A 21,514-nucleotide genomic window follows, 5' to 3' on the forward strand; every position below is an offset into this window, starting at 1 on the left:
CAAACGAAGTGGCTCCTTACACAGTATAGGAGCCACATTTTCAGAATAGGGTACGGTGAAAGCTTATCTCACTTCATGTTTTATGTTTTCAAGCACTTTGCCATTTTGGTCGAGCGCTTTAAAATTCAGCTCATCTCCTGGCATAATATCTACTATTCCAAGATTAAATGTATTATTACCAACGTATTGCATCGTTATGTTATCCATAAGTACTGATTGTACATTTGAGCTTGTTGTCACTGTTACATCTGCAAACATATCATATTTTTCAACTTGAATAGTCATTTTTGCTTGTTCCTGACTATCAGCTGTACTTGTATTTTGCACATCATTTTTAACTGCTATAGGCGAGCCGCCCGTAGCAACTTGATCTGATAAAGAAAATGGCATGATTACGCTTTTCTTGAGTGGATCCATATTGACTGATCGAACAGACTTATCAATGTATAACCAATATTTTGTATCGGTTTTGTATTGCTCAAGTGGAGTAATCATAATTGTTTTTCCGTTTGAGCTAACTTGTAAATCAGTTTTCAAAAGCTTATTTTGGTTATCAATAATATATACTCTATCATACGCAACACTTTTAGTTCTTACCTGTTCATTAAATGATATCTCCCACCGCTTGAGAGGGTCATTTATATTGCTTTCTTCCCATAACTCTGGGTCAGAAGCTTGGAGCGGATCATTTGGAAAAGAAATAGCTAATGCTAAGATGACGAACAACGTAACGAAAAAAACGACAATTTTATTATTCATTATTTATCAACCTGTACCCTTATATCATTCATATTATGTTCATTCAAATAAGTATTAAATAGCTTAGGATCTGCCATGAGCTCAGCTAACGAGTTACTTTCGCCAGCTGTTTTATATTTATAATTTTCTATTACATTTGTAATAAGTTGATCTTCAGAAACTACTTTGACAAATTTCTTATCTTTAATCTCAAGATTTTTATCAAGAACAGTCACTTTTACATCAAAATTTACAGGTAGATTACCGAAACCAATATTATATTCTTGTCTATTACTACTATATTCATATCTTTTGGCGTACTTTGTCGCAACCCTCGTATTCTCTTCGTAGATTTCAACTTTTACTTTTTCAACATCTTTACTATTTACGAAAATATCGATACTCGTTAAAGTATCAGTTACATCAGTAGTAACTTGATCTTTAAAAGCACCTTGTTTTTTATGGTTTACAGCAATTTTATCAACATACCTCTCGGGAGCTGTGACTATTAATTGACGTGGTGAATAGTTTGCAAAAAGCTTCGAAATTTCTCCGCTTTCAACAGCCATAACTTCATAAAAAGTCATATAATTCGTTTTAAAGTCGTGTGTGATTTTGCGAGAATATAAGCCATTTGATAATTCAATAGAGTATGATTCAATCTCAAGCTTATAATCTTTATTAAAAAGTAGCTTATTTTCAGGAATGACGGTTAATACTTCATCAGAGACCTTAACTTGCTTAATCTTTTCCTCTTTATAATTATTGTTTGAGAGCTTTCTAAGTAATTTAATTTTATTTATATCGTATTCTAATATATCTTCGTTGAATTCAAAATAAATATCAGTACCTAATGGAACATGTTGGTCATTATCCTCTGGCTTAGATTCAACTAAATTTGGGTATGTAACCGCTGAAGCTGAATTAGTTATAAATGGTAAAACTAATAATATTGAGATAATAAAAATCATATACTTTTTAAACATGTGAAAACTCCCTCCAGTAAAGGCTTAGTATACCTATCATATATAAATGAATAAATGTTATATAAATAAAAATTCTTCTTTTTATATATCGTACACCAATTTCAATTATTTAGGATTTTAGCGAATAAATACAGTATTGTTACAATTTCATTATCAATTTTTATCAAACTATCATCATTTGACATTTTTCGATATAATATAGATTAACTAACGTTTTACTGAAATTGTAAAGGAGATATTTTTGTCATGACTAAAAAGCTTTGTATAGTAGGCTTAGGATATATAGGATTACCGACCGCAGTAATGTTTGCTAATCATGGTATGCGTGTCCACGGAGTAGATATCAATGAAACAGCAGTGAAGATGATACAAAATAAGCAGTTACATATAGAGGAAGCAGGTCTTCAAGAAAGATTAAATAGCGCAGTAGATAGCGGGAATTTTACCGCTTCAACGACACCTGAAGAAGCTGAAGTATTTATTATAGCTGTGCCTTCACCGATTAATGAAGACAAGACAGCTAATTTAGATTACGTACGAGCAGCAACAGAGGCAATTGTACCTTATGTGAGGAAGGGAAACCTCATCATTTTAGAATCAACAGTTCCACCACGTACAGTTGAAGATGTTATGATCCCTGTATTAACAGAAGCTAATTTAGATATTGGTACAGAGTTATTTATTTCACATTCACCAGAACGAGTTATTCCTGGAAAAGTATTTGAAGAATTAACGAATAATGACCGCATCGTTGGTGGGATTAACGAAGAATCAAGTCGTTTAACAGTAGAGCTTTATAGGACTTTCGTAAAAGGAAAGATTCACGTGACAGATGCGACGACAGCTGAAATGGTCAAGGTAATTGAGAATACGTACCGTGATGTTAATATCGCTTTTGCGAATGAATTGGCCAAAATAAGTGAAAAATTAAATGTTAATGCTTGGGAAGCAATTAAACTAGCGAATTTCCACCCTCGTGTGAATATCCATTTGCCTGGGCCAGGTGTAGGCGGACATTGTATTGCAGTAGATCCTTGGTTTTTAGCTGAATTAGAGCCGGACCTCGCAAAAATGATTACACTTGCTCGTCAAACAAATGATGGTATGCCAGAGCATACTGCAAGAAGGGTAAAAGAAATCCTAGAAAATCAAGGGATTAATCATGGACGTGTCGCGGTGTTTGGTCTTGCCTTCAAAGGTAACATAGATGATATGCGTGAAAGTCCATCGCTTGATGTCATTCATCATTTACGCGAGCTAGGGCTTGATTGTTCAGCTTATGATCCGCATATTAAGGAAAATAAATTGGATATCCAAACTCAAAGCATTGAAGAAGCAGTTGATCATGCAGATATCATTGTCATATTGACAGATCATAATGAATTTAAGGTCATGGATCCAGAATTATTCGCTAATCGATTACGGACGAAAATCGTGTTTGATACGAAAAACTGTATTCAAGCAGAGAAATGGAAGGATCATGATTTTGACGTCCTTCGTTTAGGCGACTCGAAAAACTAACGAGAAAAGTGAGCAAGGGTGGTCCTAACTAACGTAAAGATTTAACATAAAGTATGTTAAAATTAAAGAGACAATTGGGTCATGAACATCCTGTAAAAGGTGATGAAAGAGAATATGAAGGAAACAATATTAGGTATAGATGTATGCACACATTCGTATGATGAACTAATTGATGAATTATTAAATAATATTAAGGAAAATAAAAAATCATTTCTTGTGGCAATCAATCCTGAGAAGGTAATGAAAGCCCAAAATGATGCTACATTGCGCAAATTATTAAATAGTGCCACGTATCAGATTCCTGATGGTATAGGAGTCGTTCTCGCATCAAAAATGAGAAGAGGCAAAATAAAAAGTAGAGTGACAGGTATTGATACAATGCTTAAGCTTTGCGAGGCAGCCGCTAATAACAAAAAAAGAGTGTTTTTATATGGAGCAAAGCCTGGGGTCGCTGATCAGGCAAAGGCAAGGCTTGAGGAAAAATATCCGGGAATACAAATTGTCGGTTCCTTACATGGATATGAGAAGGATGAGCAGGTGGTTTTTGATACAATTAATCATGCTAAGCCTGATATTATTTTTGTCGCCTTAGGTAGTCCTTCTCAAGAAAACTGGATCATAAAACATATGGATAAGTTGCATCCTACTGTGTATCAAGGTGTAGGTGGATCTTATGATGTTATTTCTGGAAATTTAAAGCGTGCGCCAGAGTCATTTCAAAGGCTTGGTTTAGAATGGCTATATCGGCTAATAAAGGAGCCATGGCGTTTTAAAAGGCAATTAATCTTACCTAAATTTCTAATAAAAGCGATGAAAAGGTAACAATTTTTCATTTTGCATTCTTTTATTATATGAAAGTAGATTTTTTTAAAAAAAGGTATAAACTAACGGCAAAAATCATTTGTTATTAAGGCTTTTCAATGGTAATATATACTTGTAGGATCTATTTATATCCTTTTTGCTTTTGAGAATATAATATCTCGGTTGGTAGCCCAGTGAGAAAAGCGCCTATCCTAGGATAGGCGTTTTTCTTTTGGGCTGTTTTTTTGCATAGATTCCAAATAACTTAACACGAAAATAACTAGATTTAGTGCACCTTTTCTTCTATAAAACGATGGATGTTGAATAAAACGACATCTTTATCTTCTAGTATAGGAACGATAGACACAAAGATAACTTCTAGAGCCTTCTTTTTTCTGCTTAAACTGTTTTTCGTTCGAAGAAATAATTGCGTTTACAACTAGCGCTCATGGCATCATGTCTTCTTTTAAATGAAGAAAATTACATCTTATCTTCAAATAGGGATAATCGCAACAAAGTTACGAAAGGAGCCAGTACTAGTTAGTGTAGGTGAAAACATCATTCATTGTTGCATGAAAAAATGAAGGTATGAAAAAAGAGGAACGATTGACCGTCCTCTTTAAACTAAGCTGTTTTCGAATTCATTGTTGCTTTCCGTAATAGGGTTCATTACGATTATACTTAACGTTCGGGGCATCTTTTTTTCAGTAAAACGAAGAGTAACATATAAAACCACGCAACATAGTTTACGAAAAGAGCCTTAGAAGGTGGCTTAAGAAATACTAATGTTATTTTTGGTTAGCTTTTTCGTTTTGTTGAGGGTATGCCTTCCAAGTTTGTAAATCAATTTGTTCTTTCAATAGTAAAGATGGTGGAAAAATAAACGTCCATGGTTTGCTCGTATTTGCTTTTACTTGAAGTGAATTTAATGTAAACCCGCCTCTAGCAATAACATCACCTGTTGTATCCTCGACAATCAGAGGCAGCTTCTCTAGGTTAATATGATTTGGACTGCCGTTTCGAATGAGCATCGTTACGTGCAGGCTGCCGTCCTGTGCTTGTTTAGCTTGTAGAGACATGAAGTTAACTTCTCCTGGCTTTGGTGCCGGTGTTTCTTGAACAAGCTTAGCAAGCATCTTCTTATCTTTGTCTGCTAGGCTCTTTTCCCAGCTTTCCTCAAGGTCAAGTGCATGAGGTTTTTTTATTTCAAAGGCTAGTCTCCAGCCCGTACTTGGTAGCTCAGAGGCAATAACATGCTGCTCCTCAAAGTGAAATTCACAAGGGCGACTACTTCTAGCGGGAAGGTTGCCAAGCCTTTTTAAATCAAATACTTTTCTAGCAAGCCTTTCGCCATCAGGGCCAATGAGTAAAAGAGGCATTTCTTTAAGTTGCATGGATTTGTTTAGACTGTTGCGCACAAATGCAGAAACAATATAACCATCCTCAACATTTTTTAGTTCAATTCCTGATAAGGAAACCTGGTTCTCTTTTAATGGAGACAACTCATTATTTAAAAACTGGTAATAGTATTTTTCTTCCACACCGACAGTTGATGATGGGGGAAAGCTCAGCTCTGTTTTCACTTCGACATTTGAATGAGGTTGTTCGTCAGTTCCGAGCACTTCATTTGCACTTACTGTACTGTCTTCACCTTGCTTTTGTATATTTTTATCTTTTTTCTTGAAAAATGGTAACATCTACAAAACTCCCTTCACTTTTTCACAGGAATTTGGTGGGAGATCCCACCAAATACTTTAATGCTTTAAAATGTCAGGGGCGAGTCCCCCGAATTGATTGCTTACGTCACGTTCGATTTTTTCGTACATGATCGTAAATAGTTCAAGTCCTTCACGCTGGTATTGGCGCATTGGGTCCTCTTGGCTGTAGTGTCGAAGTCCTATTCCTTCTTTTAAGCGTTCCATTGTGTCTATATGCTGTAGCCAATGGTGGTCGGTAAGAGATAGTAATGCTCTTTGTATGACAAACTGTAGCTTCTCACTTTCTTTTTGATTCTCAAGCATATCAAGGAATGTAGCAAGAGCTTCATTAACAACTTCCTTGACATCGTTAATATCAGCAATATCATTTGAGAATGAAACAGCATTTTCACCGAACACGGCATTTAGCTTCATTTCTAATGTTGATAAATCCCACTCTTCAGGTAATTGCTCTTCCTTGCAAATGCTTTCGGTTTCATGATGCACATGGGAAGAGACCATTGGAATAGCAAGTGATATGGCGTCGTTCGTCTTTAAAATGTTATCTCTTAAATCATAGATTGTATTTCGTTGCTCGTTCATAATGTTATCAAGCTTCAAGTGATATTCACGGATAGAGAAATTACTACCTTCGCAAATACGTTGAACACGTTCAACAAATTCATCAGTTTTTTTATTGTTAATCAAGCCATTGTCATCAGCTTTAACAGCTTTTTGCAGTTTCTCCAGCTCTTCTTTGGCAAAGCGGGTGAACATTTCATCCTCTAATGAGATATAGAACTGTGAACAACCTGGATCACCTTGACGTCCAGATCGACCCTTTAGCTGATTATCGACTCGGCGAGCTTCATGCTTTTCAGTACCGATGACAAATAACCCACCAAGCTCAAAAACACCTTCACCGAGCATAATATCAGTTCCACGACCAGCCATGTTTGTAGCGATAGTAATTTGATTTTTTTGCCCAGCTAATGAAATAAGCTCAATTTCTTGCTCAATGCTTTTGGCATTTAGTAGTTGAAATTGTAAACCTTCCTTTGTTAAATATTCAGCAACCTGTTCTGATTGTAAAATTGACGTCGTTCCTACTAACACTGGTTGTCCAGTCTTATGAATCCGATTTACCTCTTTTGCGACAGCGGTATATTTATCGTCAATTGTTGCAAAGATTTTATCTGATAAATCAGTTCGTTTGATCGGCTTATTAGTTGGAATTTGCCTAACATCCATGCCATACAATTCTTGGAATTCTTTCTCCTCGGTTTTCGCAGTACCTGTCATACCAGATAATGTAGGATATAATCTGAAGTAATTTTGAATTGTAATCGATGCCTGTGTTTTGTTTTCTTCAGTAACTTCTAAGCCTTCTTTCGCTTCAATAGCTTGATGAAGACCGTTACTTAAGCTACGTCCTTCCATTGGACGACCGGTAAACATATCAACTAACAAAATCTTGCCTTCTTTTACAATGTAATCAACATCACGTTTAAACATTACATTTGCACGTAATGATTGAATCATATAGTGATATAATGTTTGGTGCTCAAGGTCGTATAGGTTTGGAATGCCAAAGCCTTTTTCTATTTTCTCAATCCCTCGTTCGGTTAAATTCGTCGTTTTTGTTTCATCATCATATATAAAATCCTCATCAAGAACGAACGTTTTTACAATGCGTGCACATAAGTAGCTTAGTTCAGAGCTAATGCCAGTTTTACCAGCAATAATAAGTGGTGTTTTCGCTTCGTCGATTAATACGCTATCTATTTCATCAATGATGGCAAAATGATATGGGCGTTGCACACGTTGACTTATATCAAAAACCATATTGTCTCGTAGGTGATCGAATCCGAACTCATTTCCAACACCATAAGTAATATCAGCCTTGTAAGCTGCTACCTTTTGATGAGGCTCCATCATCGGGATATTTAAACCGACAGAAAGACCTAAAAACTCATGAATTTTCCCAATAAGATCGCGGTCTCGCTTCGCTAAGTATTCGTTAACTGTAATGACATGAACACCTTTACCTTCCAACGCACGCAAATAACTTGGCAACGAAGCAACCAACGTTTTCCCTTCTCCTGTTGCCATTTCAGCTATGTTTCCTTCAGTTAATACAAGTCCTCCAATGAGCTGTACATCGTAATGACGTTGTCCTAGCACACGTTTAGCAGCCTCTCTAACTGTCGCAAACGCTTCGGCTTGAATATCATATATCGTTTTTCCGTTGTTAAGCTGTTCTTTAAAATAGGAAGTCTTTTGTTTCAGTTCAGCATCTGATAATGCCTCAAAATCAGCCTCTAGCGCATTTACTTGCTCTACTGACCGATAATATTTTTTAATTTTTTTTTCTTGTGAATCTCCAAGCATTTTTTTAATATAGGTTAACATGGTTTCTCTCCTTAACCTTGTTATATGGCTTAGTTTTTGTTTGTAAACTACTGAATATCGTCATTGAAAAGAGGTATATTGCTTCATCACTGCCAATATTTCCTCAGATAGAAACAGTATAGCATTGTTTACAATTACTTTCATCTTATGAATCATACCCACTATTAACAATGATTACCTTCTATAGTGAAACAAGCTGACATTTTAGACAAACATTTTCTTTTTTGTTTCTACATTTATATTGTTGTGATATAGTATTTAAGTCTAGTAAAAAATGGATAATAGACTATTTAGTAGATGAATTACTAAAACTATGAAACCTTTGTAGGTTTCAATCGTTAAATGTTAAGAGGGGTTTTACTAGCTTCATAGTTTCATTTAACATTTACACATCTAAGGAGGAAAAAAATTATGAAAAAATGGCAAAAGTCTACTCTGTCATTGGGACTAGCTACTTCTTTATTAGCTCCCAGCTTTGCCTCAGCTTCAACAACACTGAATATAGAGCCAGTGGTAAAAGAACAGTTACCATTTCGCGCTTTAGATCAATTTAACTTACAGGAACAAAAAAACTTACTTGCAATGAATATGAAAGCTGATGCTAATGAGCAAATAAATGAGGATACGCTAATTATTAAATATAATAAAAAGCTATCTAACACTGTACATAACCGTGCAGGAACGACGCTAAAGCGCTCTATGCCGACACTTGGTTATGATATCGTAACCCTTAAAAAGGGACAAAGTTTGCAAGAGGTGGTAAACTACTATGCTTCTCAAAATAATGTAGTAAATATATCGCCAAGCTATACATATGAAAAGCTGGGTGTAAATGCTGATCCAAAGGCAAAGGATATGTATCATTTATCATTGTTACAAATTGATGAAGCGTTAAGCCTTGCGGGAGATCATGAGGTGACTGTTGCAGTCATTGATAATGGTATTGATTCGGATCATCCAGAGCTTAAATCGCAAATTTTACCACCTTATAATGCTGTGAATCCTGCAAGTCAAGTTGTTGCAGACTTACACGGTACACATGTTACGGGTATCGTTAGCGGTGAGGCAAACAACGGCGTAGGTGGCTACGGAATAAATCCAAATGCAAAAATTTTACCGATTGATGTGTTTAATGGAGGATTTGGTGCGTATGACTATTCGATTGCTGAAGGGATACTTTATGCAATTGACAACGAAGCTGATGTCATAAATATGAGTCTAGGTTCACCTTTCCCAAGCCCGATTGTAGATGAAGCAGTACAAAAGGCAATTGATGCTGGCATTGTTATCGTTGCTGCAGCAGGAAATAATGCCACAGACGATTATTTTTATCCAGCAGCACATGATCGTGTAATTAGTGTAGGGGCGACAAACGATAAAAATAATTTAGCGGACTTTTCTAACTTCGGTCCACAGGTTGACATCGTAGCTCCTGGAGAAGGAATTTATAGCTCGATCTTTGATACTCAAAAGAATGCTTCCTCATTTTTAAAAGCTGATGGAACATCAATGGCTTCACCAGTTGTAGCAGGTGTTGTTTCCTTACTATTATCAAAGTACCCTGATCTACAGCCTTACGAAGTGGAAGCGGTTCTTGAGCGTACAGCAACTGATCTTGGAGAAGCTGGCTATGACTTAACCTATGCAAATGGTTTAGTAAATCCTGTTGCTGCACTACAATATGATATTACTCAATTACCAGAGAGAATTCAGTGGGATGATGAAAAGATTTTGAGCGAGGCATCATTAATCACTTTTAGTGAAGATCGTTTTACGACGCAAGGTAAGCTACAATCTCCAGAAGAAGGACATTGGTTAAAAGTAAACCTTGAAGAAGGTCAATCCGTTCAAACGATTTTAGAAGCAGCTGATAATTATGATTACAAATTAGAGCTACGTTTTTATCCAGCTACTAAAACGGAAGCAAGTGAAACAATAGAAGTGAATGATGTTGTTGCTGGTGGTTTGGAAGGTAGCTTGTTTACGGCAATAGAGAACGGGATGTTAGCAATTGGTGTTACAGATACGAACGGAAATTATAGCTTACAAGGAAAATCATCGTATGAGTTAACAGTAAATCGCTATGATGAATTACATGAAGATGGCTTAACGATAGATAACCCTGCAATGATCACATCTTTACCATTTGATAGTGAGCAGCTTGAAAGGGCACCATTAACGATGTTATCAGTAGATAACAAGGGTGAAAAAGTAAACGATAAAGACTATTTTGCTCTTACGGTTGAAGAGCTACAAGCTGTCAATATTTCATTATCTGAGCTTCCAGGTGTTAATACTTCATTAAATGTATATTTCGCTGAAGACTTAGAGCTTGCAGATGAATACGGCTTATGGCCATTTGCATCAGCTAACACTGGAACTTCTGGTGAAGGAGAATCAGTAACGTTTGAAGCTATGCCTGGTATGGAATACATCATCGAAATTTCTAGTGAACAAACGTTAGATATCTTTAGTTTACTGTTCCTAGGAATGGACTTGAAGACTGATGTATCAACGTCTGCAGTTCCATATCATTTGCTTGTTGAGAAGGTAGACTTTCCAGTTGATGAAGATAGCTTGTCGTTTGAACCAACTCCAGAAGAAGAGCTTATGTCTGGAGAAATCGATAAATCCGCATACATGACGTCCAAAAAGAATGCAGCGGAAGATCAATTGGATCTATTATTTGAGTCAAGCTGGAGTGAGTTTTCTCCAGAGGAAGTAGAGCTCATTATGGCTACTGCAATCGATTATACGATTGGAGAGCAAGCTGAAGGGTATTTCCAATATAGCGGAGACAGTGATTTTTATACGTTCATGCTCGACCAGGAGCAGGATGCGATACTGCAATTCGATTTAAATAAAATGAATACAATGATACCTACCTTAACAGTTTATGAATACAACGAGGAAGAACAAACATTAAATGCTGTGAATCAATCATTTAGCTTTTTAATGGAAATGGAAGAAACACCAACGATCACCATTCCGTTAGAGAAAGACAAGCAATATTATGCGAAGGTTGAAAATGGTAGCTATCAGCCAGCGAAAGAAATGTATGAAATGTCATCAAAAATAGTATACGATGTGCCATTTGATGACAACGAAAAAAATGATGAACCGCTACAATCGACTATTTTAAAACCAGATGTTTCAGTGAATGGGAGCTTCATTTTTGCTGACGATGTGGACACTTACTATTATAAGCACCGTAGTGAAGAAGAGTTATTTGGCTTATCTGTCAAAGTAAATCAGCTTACAGATCAACAAAAGCTAGAGCTGCCATCAGAAATCAAATCACCATTAATGCTAGGGTTTATGATTGTTGAAGATACAAATGGTAACATGTTTATTGATGGGGATGAAGCGAGAAAATCAATCGTATATGAACCTGATTTTGTGAATGTTGAAGGAGATTTGAACGGCTCATTTAAAGCGCGAGAGGGCATCGGATATTTTGTTGTCGCGATGAATTACGGCTCTATATTCTTCGGGCAAACAGTCAAATCGTATGATATTGCATTAAATACACTTGACAGCCAAGATGAAGATGCTAATTCAGTCGTAACTAATAACATCCCTTCAATGCCACTTCAGTTTGTGAAAAATGAAGATGTGTATGAGGCTGTAGGCTATTTAAATGCTGGTGTTGACTTTGGAGATAAAGACTATTATCAATTTGATGTGTCAAATGACGGGGAGTATGAGGTGTCGTTACAAATACCGTCAAGTATAGATGGTGACTTAACAATTTACAGCAATGAGGGTTATGTCGTGAAGACCTTTGATCATTATGGATCTGGTGATGAGGAAATCGGAACTGTACAATTAACAGAAGGTACGTATTATTTCGAAGTGAAGGATTCACAACTAAATGCTAGTAATGAACCGTACACATTGCGCGTAAAATCAACAAACTAATCGTTTTAAACTAGGCTGATGCCAAAAGTATTGTTACTTTTGAGCATCAGCTTTTTTTGAGTTTTATCAATATGAGTTAGGACCTTAATAAACTCCCAAAAAAATATAGTTATGCTATTATTTTACTGGTATATTATGTTATAGTATTCTTGGGTTAGAAAAATATGGAATTATTATTACGTGGTAGATTTTATTCCGTATGTTATTAAGTTTAATATTTGATAGGGGAGATCAAGGATTTTCCTCGGGGCAACCCCAGGGTTGTAGGTAGTTGAATCGTCTATGATTAATAGAATGAGGAGGAGAAAATGGGTATGAAAAAGTGGAAGAAAACTGCGTTGTCATTAGGTTTGGCATCTTCATTAGCCGTACCAAGCTTTACATCAGCAGCCTTTACACCGACGCCAACCAATGTGAATGGATTAAAGGAGCAAGAGTTTTATAATGTACTAGATCGATTGAATTTAACTAACAAAGAACAGCAAGAGCTCGCTTTTAAACAACAATTAGAAGCAAATGATCAAGTTAGCGAGGATACACTGATCATCAAATATAGCACAAAGCTGTCTGACAAAGTACATAACCGTGCAGGAACGCTTGTTGAACGATCGTTCCCATCGCTTGGCTATGATGTTGTAAAACTTAAAAAGGGCCGTAGCTTACAGGATGCGATGCAATATTATATTTCCCAAAGAGATGTTGTAAACGTATTGCCAAGTTATACGTACGAGCTACTTGGTGGAAAAGGTGATCCGAAAGCGGACAGCATGTATCATCTATCACTGTTACAAATTGATAAAGCATTAAATCTTGCAGGGGATCATGAAGTGACTGTAGCAGTCATAGATTCAGGAATTGACGTAGACCACCCAGATTTAAAATCAAAAATATTGCCACCGTATAACGCTGGTGATCCTGCGAATCAAGGTATGCCATACCATCATGGTACACACGTTTCAGGAATAATTGGTGCAGAGGCGGACAATGGAGAAGGTGGGCATGGAATCAATCCTAAGGCAACGATTTTACCTATTGACGTGTCCTATCTAACTGACTACGTCATTGCAGAGGGAATTTTGTATGCGATTGAGCAAGAAGCAGATGTCATTAATATGAGTCTCGGAGGATCGATGCCTAGCCCGATTATGGAGGACGCAGTACAAAAAGCACTAGACGCTGGCATTACAGTTGTAGCTGCAGCAGGAAATAGCACATCTGATGCATATCATTACCCAGCGGCGTTCGATGGAGTCATTAGTGTAGGGTCTACAAATAGTGAAAATGAGCTTTCATATTATTCGAATTTCGGACCAGCTGTAGATATTGTAGCGCCTGGTGAAGACGTCTATAGTACAGTGTTTGATCTTCAAAAAAATGCATCGTCCTATGTAGAAATGAGTGGAACATCGATGGCATCTCCAGTCGTTGCAGGTGTCGTATCACTTTTATTATCTACATACCCAGATTTAACTCCAGCTCAGGTTGAATTCATACTTGAACAAACAGCCATTGACCTAGGTGAAGCAGGGTATGATTTAACATTTGCGAATGGTCTAGTTAATCCAGTGGGTGCTTTACAATTCGACATGAATCTCTTACCTGACGTGATAGAGTGGAATGACGAAAGAGTATTAGCTGAAGGTGCCGATGTATCATTTGTTGAAGAGGCCTATTCAATAGAAGGAGAGCTTAGCTCACCTAACGAAATAGCTTGGCACAAAGTTGAGCTTGAGGAAGGTCAATCAGTCCAAATGATCTTAAACGGTGCTGAGGATTATGACTATAAATTCGATCTCAGATTTTACGCTGAAGGAACAAAGGAAGCTAGTAGCATACTAGAAGTAAATGATATGCTGGCTGGTGGTGCAGAAGGCCGTTTATTCACAGCCGTTGAAAAAGGAACATTAGCCATTGGGGTTACCGATGTGAATGGAAATTATAGCTTGCAAGGGAAATCTTCCTATGAGCTCACGTTAACTCGTCATGATGAGCTTCATGAGGATGGGATTACAAAAAATGAGCCTGTCATGATTTCAGAATTACCATTCGATAGTAACGATCTTGATATTGCTCCGTTAACCTTTTTACCTGAAGAAGACAAGAATGGAGAATTAATTTCGGACAAAGACTATTTCACATTCTCAGTAGATGAACCGCAAATTGTAAGTATTTCATTGTCAGAAGTAGTAGGAATAGATTCAGCAATTAATGTTTATTTTGCAGAAGATTTTTATCAAGAGCTTCCGGTAGGTCTTTCAGCTGAAGAGCTTGAATGGTATAAACCGTGGGCAATTGAGAGCATGAATGGAGGACGCATGGGTGAAGGTGAAGTCCTTACGTTTGAAGCGATGCCAGAGATGGAATATGTAATAGAAACATCTAGTGAGCCAGTGGATGATTTCTTTTTCTTCTTCTTTGATCCATTTAATCCATTTTTTGATCCTTCACAAATGATGGGGGAAGAAGACAATATCCCAGCTTCTGCAGCTCCGTATCAAGTAACAATGAACACAGTTGAACTACCAGCGGATGAAGATGCAGAGCAAATGGACAGTTATGAAGATGAATTTATTGCAGGTAAAATAAGCAAGCAGGAATATATGCAATTAAAGAAGGATGAAATCGAACAAGATTTAGTGATCATCATAGAGAGTTATTTCGAAGAGTTTTCTGATGAATTTCTTGATAGAATGACTTCTACAGCCATTGAATATACTGTTGGAGATGAAGCAGAAGGATATTTCCAAACGTATGGTGATGAGGATTTTTACACTTTTACGACTGACAAAGATGCTGTATATAAATTTTCATTGAATCAAGATAAATCGATGATGCCAATGGTGACGATTTACGAGTTTGATGAAGAGGAGCATGATCTTATTGCAGTGGGGAGATCAGGATATAGCATTTATACTGGAGAGCCTGAACCGGTATTGACAATTGCTTTACAAAAAGAGAAGAGCTACTTCTTAAAAGTAGAAAATAGAATGTACCGAATTTCAGAGGTACCGTACGAGTTAACATCTACTATACTTGCTGATGCGCCACACGAAAAAAATGAACAAAATGATCGACCTCTTCAGGCGACGATTATCAAGCCGAACCAAGCTGAAACAGGGTATTTTGTATTTAATAATGATATTGATATGTATTATTATAAACATCGCAGTGCGGATGAGATTCTTGGATTTGGTCTAAAGACAAATGAGCTAACTGCTGAGCAAGAGGAAGCTATGCCGAACGAATTGAAAAATCCGTTAATGATGTCCGCACAAATCGTTGAAGACACGAATGGAAATATGATCATTGACGATGATGAAGCAAGTAAATCATTAAACTATTATTCGTTTTTCTTAGAAGATACGAATATATCAGGTTCGTTTAAAGCGAAAGAAAACGTTGGGTATTTTGTGTTAACTGCATCTACTGCATTTTTAGGCATATCGCTTAAATCTTATGATGTATCCATTCAAACACTGGGTAGTCAGGATGAAGATGCTGCCACAGTCGTTACGAATAACATCCCGTCAAAGCCACTTCATTTCGTGAAAAACGAAGCAACATATGAGGCAGTCGGATATTTAAATTCAGGTGTTGATTTTGGGGATAAGGACTATTATGACTTTATTGTTGAGCAAGACGGTACATTTGATGTAACACTAGATAGTCCAGGAGGGTTAGATGGTGTTGTAACGATCTACAATAGTCACGGTGTAGCTGTACTAGAAATGGATAGCTACGGTGAAGGAGATCAAGAGATTTCATCTGTATCATTAACAGCAGGAACGTATTATTTTGAAGTGAAAGACGCATACTTACGATTTAGTAAGGAGCCATATACATTACGTGTAACAAGCAATAATTAGCAAGACATACATGGGCTGAAGGGATCATACAACCTGATTTCCTCAGCCTATTTGATTTAGATCCGGTGCGAATAGGAAAGAGTAGTATATAAAAGAAAATAATAGTTTAATTGCAAAAAATATGAAACTTTTTTGTGATTTATACGTCTATAATAAAAGGGAACATAATAGTTTTATAGAGGATGTTCAAAAGCAATAAGCTATTTTGAACATGCAAAATGATCGCACTTTGAAAGAAATGAAAGGGGAGTATGTAAATGAAAAAGTGGCAAAAAACAGCGATGTCATTAGGGCTAGCATCTACTATGTTGGTTCCTAGCTTTGCATCTGCATCGACTACACTGAACAATGCACAGGATTTTAAAGCAAATCAGCCCTATAATGTACTCAATCAATTAGATTTAACTAAATTAGAGAAGCACAAGCTTGCATACAAGCAGAAGACGGATGCGAGTGAGCAAATTAGTGAAGATACACTTGTGATTAAATATGACACTAAGTTAACAAATGCTATGCACAATCAAGCAGGGACGCTACTAGAACGATCCGTACCATTGCTAGGGTACGACATTGTCAAACTGAAAAAGGGGCGCAGCCTTGAAGATGCTGTTAAATATTACTCTTCGCTGGATCATGTTGCTAGTATAACACCAAGCTATACATATGAAACAGATGCCATTAGCAATGATCCAAAATCCGAAAATATGTACCATCTATCTCTACTTGAAATTGATAAAGCGTTAAGCCTTGCAGGAGACCACGAAGTAACAGTAGCGGTTATTGACACAGGTATTGATGCCAATCACCCAGACTTGAAATCTCAAATTTTACCACCGTATAATGTCGGTGACCCGAACCATACAGCATCAGTAGATGTGCATAGCACACACGTATCAGGAATTATCGGTGCCGAAGCAAATAACGGTGTTGGTGGCTATGGCGTCAATCCGAATGCAAAGATTTTACCAATTGATGTGTTTGGAGGTATCTTCGTTAATGATTACGTGATTGCAGAAGGAATCTTGTATGCGATTGAGCAGGAAGTAGACGTCATAAACATGAGTCTGAGCTCACCTTTTCCAAGTCCTATTTTAGAGGAGGCTGTTGACAAGGCGATTGATGCAGGGATTGTCATCGTCACCTCAGCAGGGAACACGGCTTCGGATGGATATCGTTATCCAGCTGCCTTTGATGGTGTCATCAGTGTTGGTGCGACTGATATGAATAACAAGCTAGCTGACTTTTCAAGCTATGGCGCGTACGTTGATATCGTAGCACCAGGTGTAGATATTTATAATACGGTATATGATTTTACGAAACAAGCTTCCTCATACGCAGAGCTTAGTGGAACGTCAATGTCATCGCCAATCGTTGCGGGTGTTGCTTCGCTCTTATTATCTAAATATCCTGATTTAAAGCCGCATGAGGTTGAAGCAATTCTAGAGCGAACAGCTAATGATTTAGGCGCTGAAGGCTATGATTTGAAGTATGCAAATGGCATAGTTAATCCTGTAGCTGCCTTGCAATATGATGTGAACCATTTGCCTCAAGTGATAGATTGGACAGATGAGAGGGTATTAGCAGAAGCTACGACTATTTCCTCTGCTGAATATACACAAGAAGGAGCGCTCACTTCACCCGAAGAGGTGGATTGGTTCCGATTTGATCTAGAAGAAGGTCAAGCTGTTCAAACATCGTTAATGGGTGCGAGCCAATACGACTATGAATTAGAGCTCCGTTTCTTTCCTGAAGGAGCGGCAGAAGCAGCAGAAACAATTGAGATAAATGATGCATTCCTAGGGGGGCAAGAAGGGACGTTATATACAGCCCTTGAAAATGGAACATTGGCTATCGGAATTACTGATGCAAATGGTAACTATAATATAGAAGGAAAGTCTCGTTACGAGCTGAAGCTTGAACGATTTGATGAACTACATGATGATGGGTTGACAAAGAACAATATCGCATCTATCTCTGAGCTGCCATTTAATAGTGACGATTTGGAAAATGCTCCACTCACTTTCATACCTGAAGCAGATAAAGATGAGGAGTACAAGGCTGATAAAGACTATTTCACCTTTAGTGTCGAAGAGCCTGAAGTTGTTTCGATATCATTATCTGAAGTACCCGGTATTGACTCAACATTGAATATTTATTTTGCAGAGGATTTCAATAGGGAAATTCCTGCAGACATACCAGAGGAAGAACTCTTTATGTTTGAGCCATGGCCATTTGTTCGAGCGAATACTGGTCAAACAGGTGAGGGAGAGGTAGCTACCTTTGAGGCGATGCCAGGTATAGAGTATATTATTGAGGCTTCAAGTGAACCGGAGTTTGACTTCTTCTATTATTTCTTTGAAGGTATAGAAGCACCTTCGGATGTCCTTCCTGCGTCAGCAGTACCATATCAGCTAGTAGCTGAAGTGGTCGATATTCCAGAGGATGAGGATGGCTATCCGATGATGGAAACATATGAGGAAGAATTGATAGAGGGGACGATTGATCAAGAGGAATATATTGCGTACAAAAAGGATGCTATAGAAGAAAATTCTATTTTTATTGGGTCTAGTTGGTCTGAATTCGACCCTGATGAAACTGAGCAAATTATTAGTTCTGCTATTCAATACAACATTGGTGACAATGTTGAAGGGTATATTCAATACTCCGGTGACCGTGACTTTTATACGTTTACCACGGACAAAAATGCAGTCTATCAATTTGAGTTTGAAAATACAAAAACGATGAGGCCTTGGGTAGAGCTTTATGAATATGATGAAGAAAGTAATGAGCTGTATTGGGTTGCGTATACTGACTTTTATTACGGTAGCATGGAAAACAGTAAAATGACTGTTGCGCTAGAACAAGGTAAGCAATATTACGTTAAAATTCAAAACGACCTTTGGCAGCCGTCGGCAGAACCTTATCAAATGTCATCAACTACGCTTGTCGATGTGGCACATGATGCAAATGAACCAAACGACAAGCCGATTTTAGCAACGATATTAAAGCCTGGTAGCTCAGTAAGTGGATCGTTCATTCTTCCTAATGATGTGGACACGTATTACTATAAACATCGTAGCGATACGGAAGTATTAGGTATATCGTTAACGCCAAATCCATTTTCAGAGGAACAAGAGCAAAGCTTACCACAAGATGTTAAGGGAGCGCTGTTAATGGAGGCTGTTATCGTTGAGGATACGAACGGTAATATGATGATTGATGATAGCGAAGCAGAAAAAGGAATGATGCTCATGCCAGGATTCTTTAGTCCAGATGGAAAGATCCAAGGCTCATTTAAAGCAAAAGAGAACGTAGGATATATTATCGGAGCGATGAATTATACGTGGGATGGTTTATCAGTCCAAACATACGATATTTCGTTGTTCGAACCTAACACCGATGACGAGGATAGTAACTCGGTGGTAAGCAATCATGTTCCAACAGAGCCACTTCACTTTACAAAAGTTGAAGGAGCATATGAAGCTGTTGCTTACTTAAACGGTGGCGTCGAATTCGGTGACAAAGATTACTATGAATTTAATGTATCAAATGACGCAGCATTTGACGTGTCACTACAAGTACCATCATCAATTGATGGCGCTGTGACTATTTATGACAGCGAAGGTGATGTTGTGCAGGAAATCGACTTCTACGGAGTAGGTGACGAAGAAGTCGCTACAGTATCATTACAAGCGGGTAAATACTATTTTGAAGTGAAAGATGCCGCATCTAAATCAAGTAAAGAATCATATACTTTACGAGTAGCATTTAGTAAGTAGCATATAACATTATAAAAAGGTTGACTCAAAAGGGCAATGGCTCACAACGGTTCGTAATAGAGTGAGCTATGACCCTATGAGTCACCTTTTTTTATTTTATGGCTCCACAATGTTTGAACTTTATCATGTTACTGAAGCGGGATTTAGCATGTTTTTTGTGCGAAAGTAGGTACATAATATACTAGGACATATGTAGTGAAAAGCTTGATGAGGATGTAATCGTGTAACATTTACTAAAACATAATGCTCATTTAGTAACATTCATTAAAGTCTATTAGCGACTGAGCATCATTTGTAGTAGAATAATAGAAAAAAGAGGAGTGGAGATATTGAAGAAGATACTACCAGCGGCCTGTCTTTCGTCATTCATATTGCTATCAGGGCAGCCTAGCATACAAGCGGTCGCAGAGACAACAGCATCGATCGAAAAAGATGAGGTCGTACAATTGACAACTGCTGAAAAGAAACAATTATTATGGGAGGTTGCTGTTGAATACGGTATTCCGCCTGAGATATTAAAGGCTATCGCACAAAAAGAAACGGATATGACACAATTTAATGAGGATGGCACGCCACATATTTCAGAGGATGGCGGCATTGGCATGATGCAAATTACTCTTACAGAGGAACAGCAGCTTACTAGTGACATAGACGTGGAGCGCTTAAAGACTGACCTACGCTATAATATTGAAGTAGGAGCAAGTATTTTAAAGGAGAAGTGGGAGTGGGATTTCCTTCCTATTATTAATGATCATGACCCTACTGTGATTGAAAACTGGTATTTTGCAGTAATGGCTTACAATGGTTTATCAAAGAGGAATGATCCAAACTTGGAAGAGAATGAGCCGTACCAAGAGAAGGTCTTTCAATCCATTCGTGAAAATAGTTTACTAGATATTAAGGACATACCAAAAGTAGATATTACTTATGCTGATCCAGACAAGCCGGAGCTGATGACCTTTTCTGTAGCCTCTTATGATTGGCCCGAGCTAGCTACAAAGTCAACTCAGTTATTAACGACAGGTGATCAAGTTTATACATTAAATAATGCTGCGTCATATTCATATATTCGTCATGATGTAGATGGTGAACATGCTGGCAATTTACCACACTATACCCCTTTAGAAATCGTGAGTGGACCTTTTGAAAGTGATAACGATGCAAACCATCTTGTTTATTACGAAGTAAAAGGGAACGGAGTAGACGCATACATATCATCTTCTAATCTTCAGCAAGGAAACGTTTCAGTTTTTCCTGATATCGAAGATCGTGAAGTAGCAGCAGCAGTTACTTATTTACAATTGAAGGGTATGATTTCGGGTCATGTAGACGGCACATTTAAGCCGGACGATACTTTATTGCGTAGACATGCCGCGTCTATCTTAGTGAAGGCTCTTGACTTAAAGCTACCTGAGGGCTATAAGATGAAGGCAACTGATATGGAACAGGGCGAACTAGGCTATGATGAGATGGTCATTGCTGAAGCTCATGGCATAATGGGTGTCGGCGGAAAGCTGCGTCCTAATGAATATTTGACGAGATCGCAAATATCTTCAATATTAGCTCGTACGTATACAGGTACATACGAAGCGGCTACAACAAATGTAGCATTTATAGATTTGGATGAAACGTATTGGAATTATGAGGATATTAATCTACTAGCGAATAATGGCATTACTGACGATCAGGCGTTTCGACCGGAAGATGATGTTACGCGAGCTGAATTTTCACTGTTTTTAAAACGGACGCTTACACTTGAAAAGTAAAATATTTAAACATATATGTAGATGAAG

The 21,514-nt window shown here is 37.5% G+C and carries 10 protein-coding genes; 6 read left to right on the plus strand and 4 right to left on the minus strand.

All coding sequences use genetic code 11. From position 1 onward, the window contains the following. Nucleotides 1-63: 63 nt before the first annotated feature. Together SLH48_RS09970 and SLH48_RS09975 are read right to left on the minus strand one after the other, a co-directional pair. Entirely contained in the window at nucleotides 64-759 is a 696-nt protein-coding gene (locus tag SLH48_RS09970) for an Ig-like domain-containing protein (protein WP_320258019.1), read from the minus strand. Next, nucleotides 759-1,724, minus strand: a complete 966-nt coding sequence (locus SLH48_RS09975; RefSeq protein ID WP_214480806.1) for an Ig-like domain-containing protein — start codon at nucleotides 1,722-1,724, stop codon at nucleotides 759-761. The genes SLH48_RS09970 and SLH48_RS09975 overlap by 1 nt, the downstream gene beginning before the upstream one ends. A 246-nt stretch (nucleotides 1,725-1,970) precedes the next feature. Here SLH48_RS09975 and SLH48_RS09980 point away from each other — a divergent pair, with 246 nt between their 5' ends. Further along, a complete protein-coding gene (locus tag SLH48_RS09980; protein ID WP_320258020.1) occupies nucleotides 1,971-3,245 on the plus strand; it encodes a nucleotide sugar dehydrogenase in 1,275 nt (424 codons plus the stop codon). Nucleotides 3,246-3,359: 114 nt separating this feature from the next. After that, nucleotides 3,360-4,067 carry a WecB/TagA/CpsF family glycosyltransferase gene (locus SLH48_RS09985; RefSeq protein ID WP_320258021.1) on the plus strand — a complete coding sequence of 236 codons (708 nt, stop codon included), beginning with the start codon at nucleotides 3,360-3,362 and terminating at the stop codon, nucleotides 4,065-4,067. Between the two features lie 767 nt (nucleotides 4,068-4,834). Here SLH48_RS09985 and SLH48_RS09990 read toward each other — a convergent pair. Both SLH48_RS09990 and secA2 read right to left on the minus strand, forming a co-directional pair. Further along, complete coding sequence (locus SLH48_RS09990; protein WP_320258022.1) at nucleotides 4,835-5,743, minus strand: accessory Sec system S-layer assembly protein; 909 nt, start codon at nucleotides 5,741-5,743, stop codon at nucleotides 4,835-4,837. A 57-nt stretch (nucleotides 5,744-5,800) separates the two neighbouring features. Continuing rightward, nucleotides 5,801-8,155: an accessory Sec system translocase SecA2 gene (secA2, locus tag SLH48_RS09995; RefSeq protein ID WP_320258023.1), complete on the minus strand. Its 2,355-nt coding sequence runs from the start codon at nucleotides 8,153-8,155 to the stop codon at nucleotides 5,801-5,803. Between the two features lie 411 nt (nucleotides 8,156-8,566). On the opposite strand from secA2, the gene SLH48_RS10000 reads away from it, so the two are divergent. From SLH48_RS10000 to SLH48_RS10015, 4 genes are all read left to right on the plus strand, one after another. Beyond that, the gene (locus SLH48_RS10000) at nucleotides 8,567-12,076 is read left to right on the plus strand and encodes a S8 family serine peptidase (RefSeq protein ID WP_320258024.1); all 3,510 of its coding nucleotides are present in this window, start codon (nucleotides 8,567-8,569) and stop codon (nucleotides 12,074-12,076) included. 314 nt (nucleotides 12,077-12,390) lie between these two features. Beyond that, the gene (locus SLH48_RS10005; RefSeq protein ID WP_320258025.1) at nucleotides 12,391-15,942 is read left to right on the plus strand and encodes a S8 family peptidase; all 3,552 of its coding nucleotides are present in this window, start codon (nucleotides 12,391-12,393) and stop codon (nucleotides 15,940-15,942) included. A gap of 257 nt (nucleotides 15,943-16,199) precedes the next feature. Continuing rightward, nucleotides 16,200-19,721, plus strand: coding sequence for a S8 family peptidase (locus SLH48_RS10010; protein ID WP_320258026.1), 3,522 nt, complete (start codon nucleotides 16,200-16,202; stop codon nucleotides 19,719-19,721). Between the two features lie 329 nt (nucleotides 19,722-20,050). Continuing rightward, nucleotides 20,051-21,487, plus strand: a complete 1,437-nt coding sequence (locus SLH48_RS10015; protein ID WP_320258027.1) for an S-layer homology domain-containing protein — start codon at nucleotides 20,051-20,053, stop codon at nucleotides 21,485-21,487. Nucleotides 21,488-21,514: the final 27 nt, after the last annotated feature.

This window comes from Cytobacillus sp. IB215316 (assembly GCF_033963865.1).
GTDB classification, from domain to species: domain Bacteria; phylum Bacillota; class Bacilli; order Bacillales; family SM2101; genus Nanhaiella; species Nanhaiella sioensis.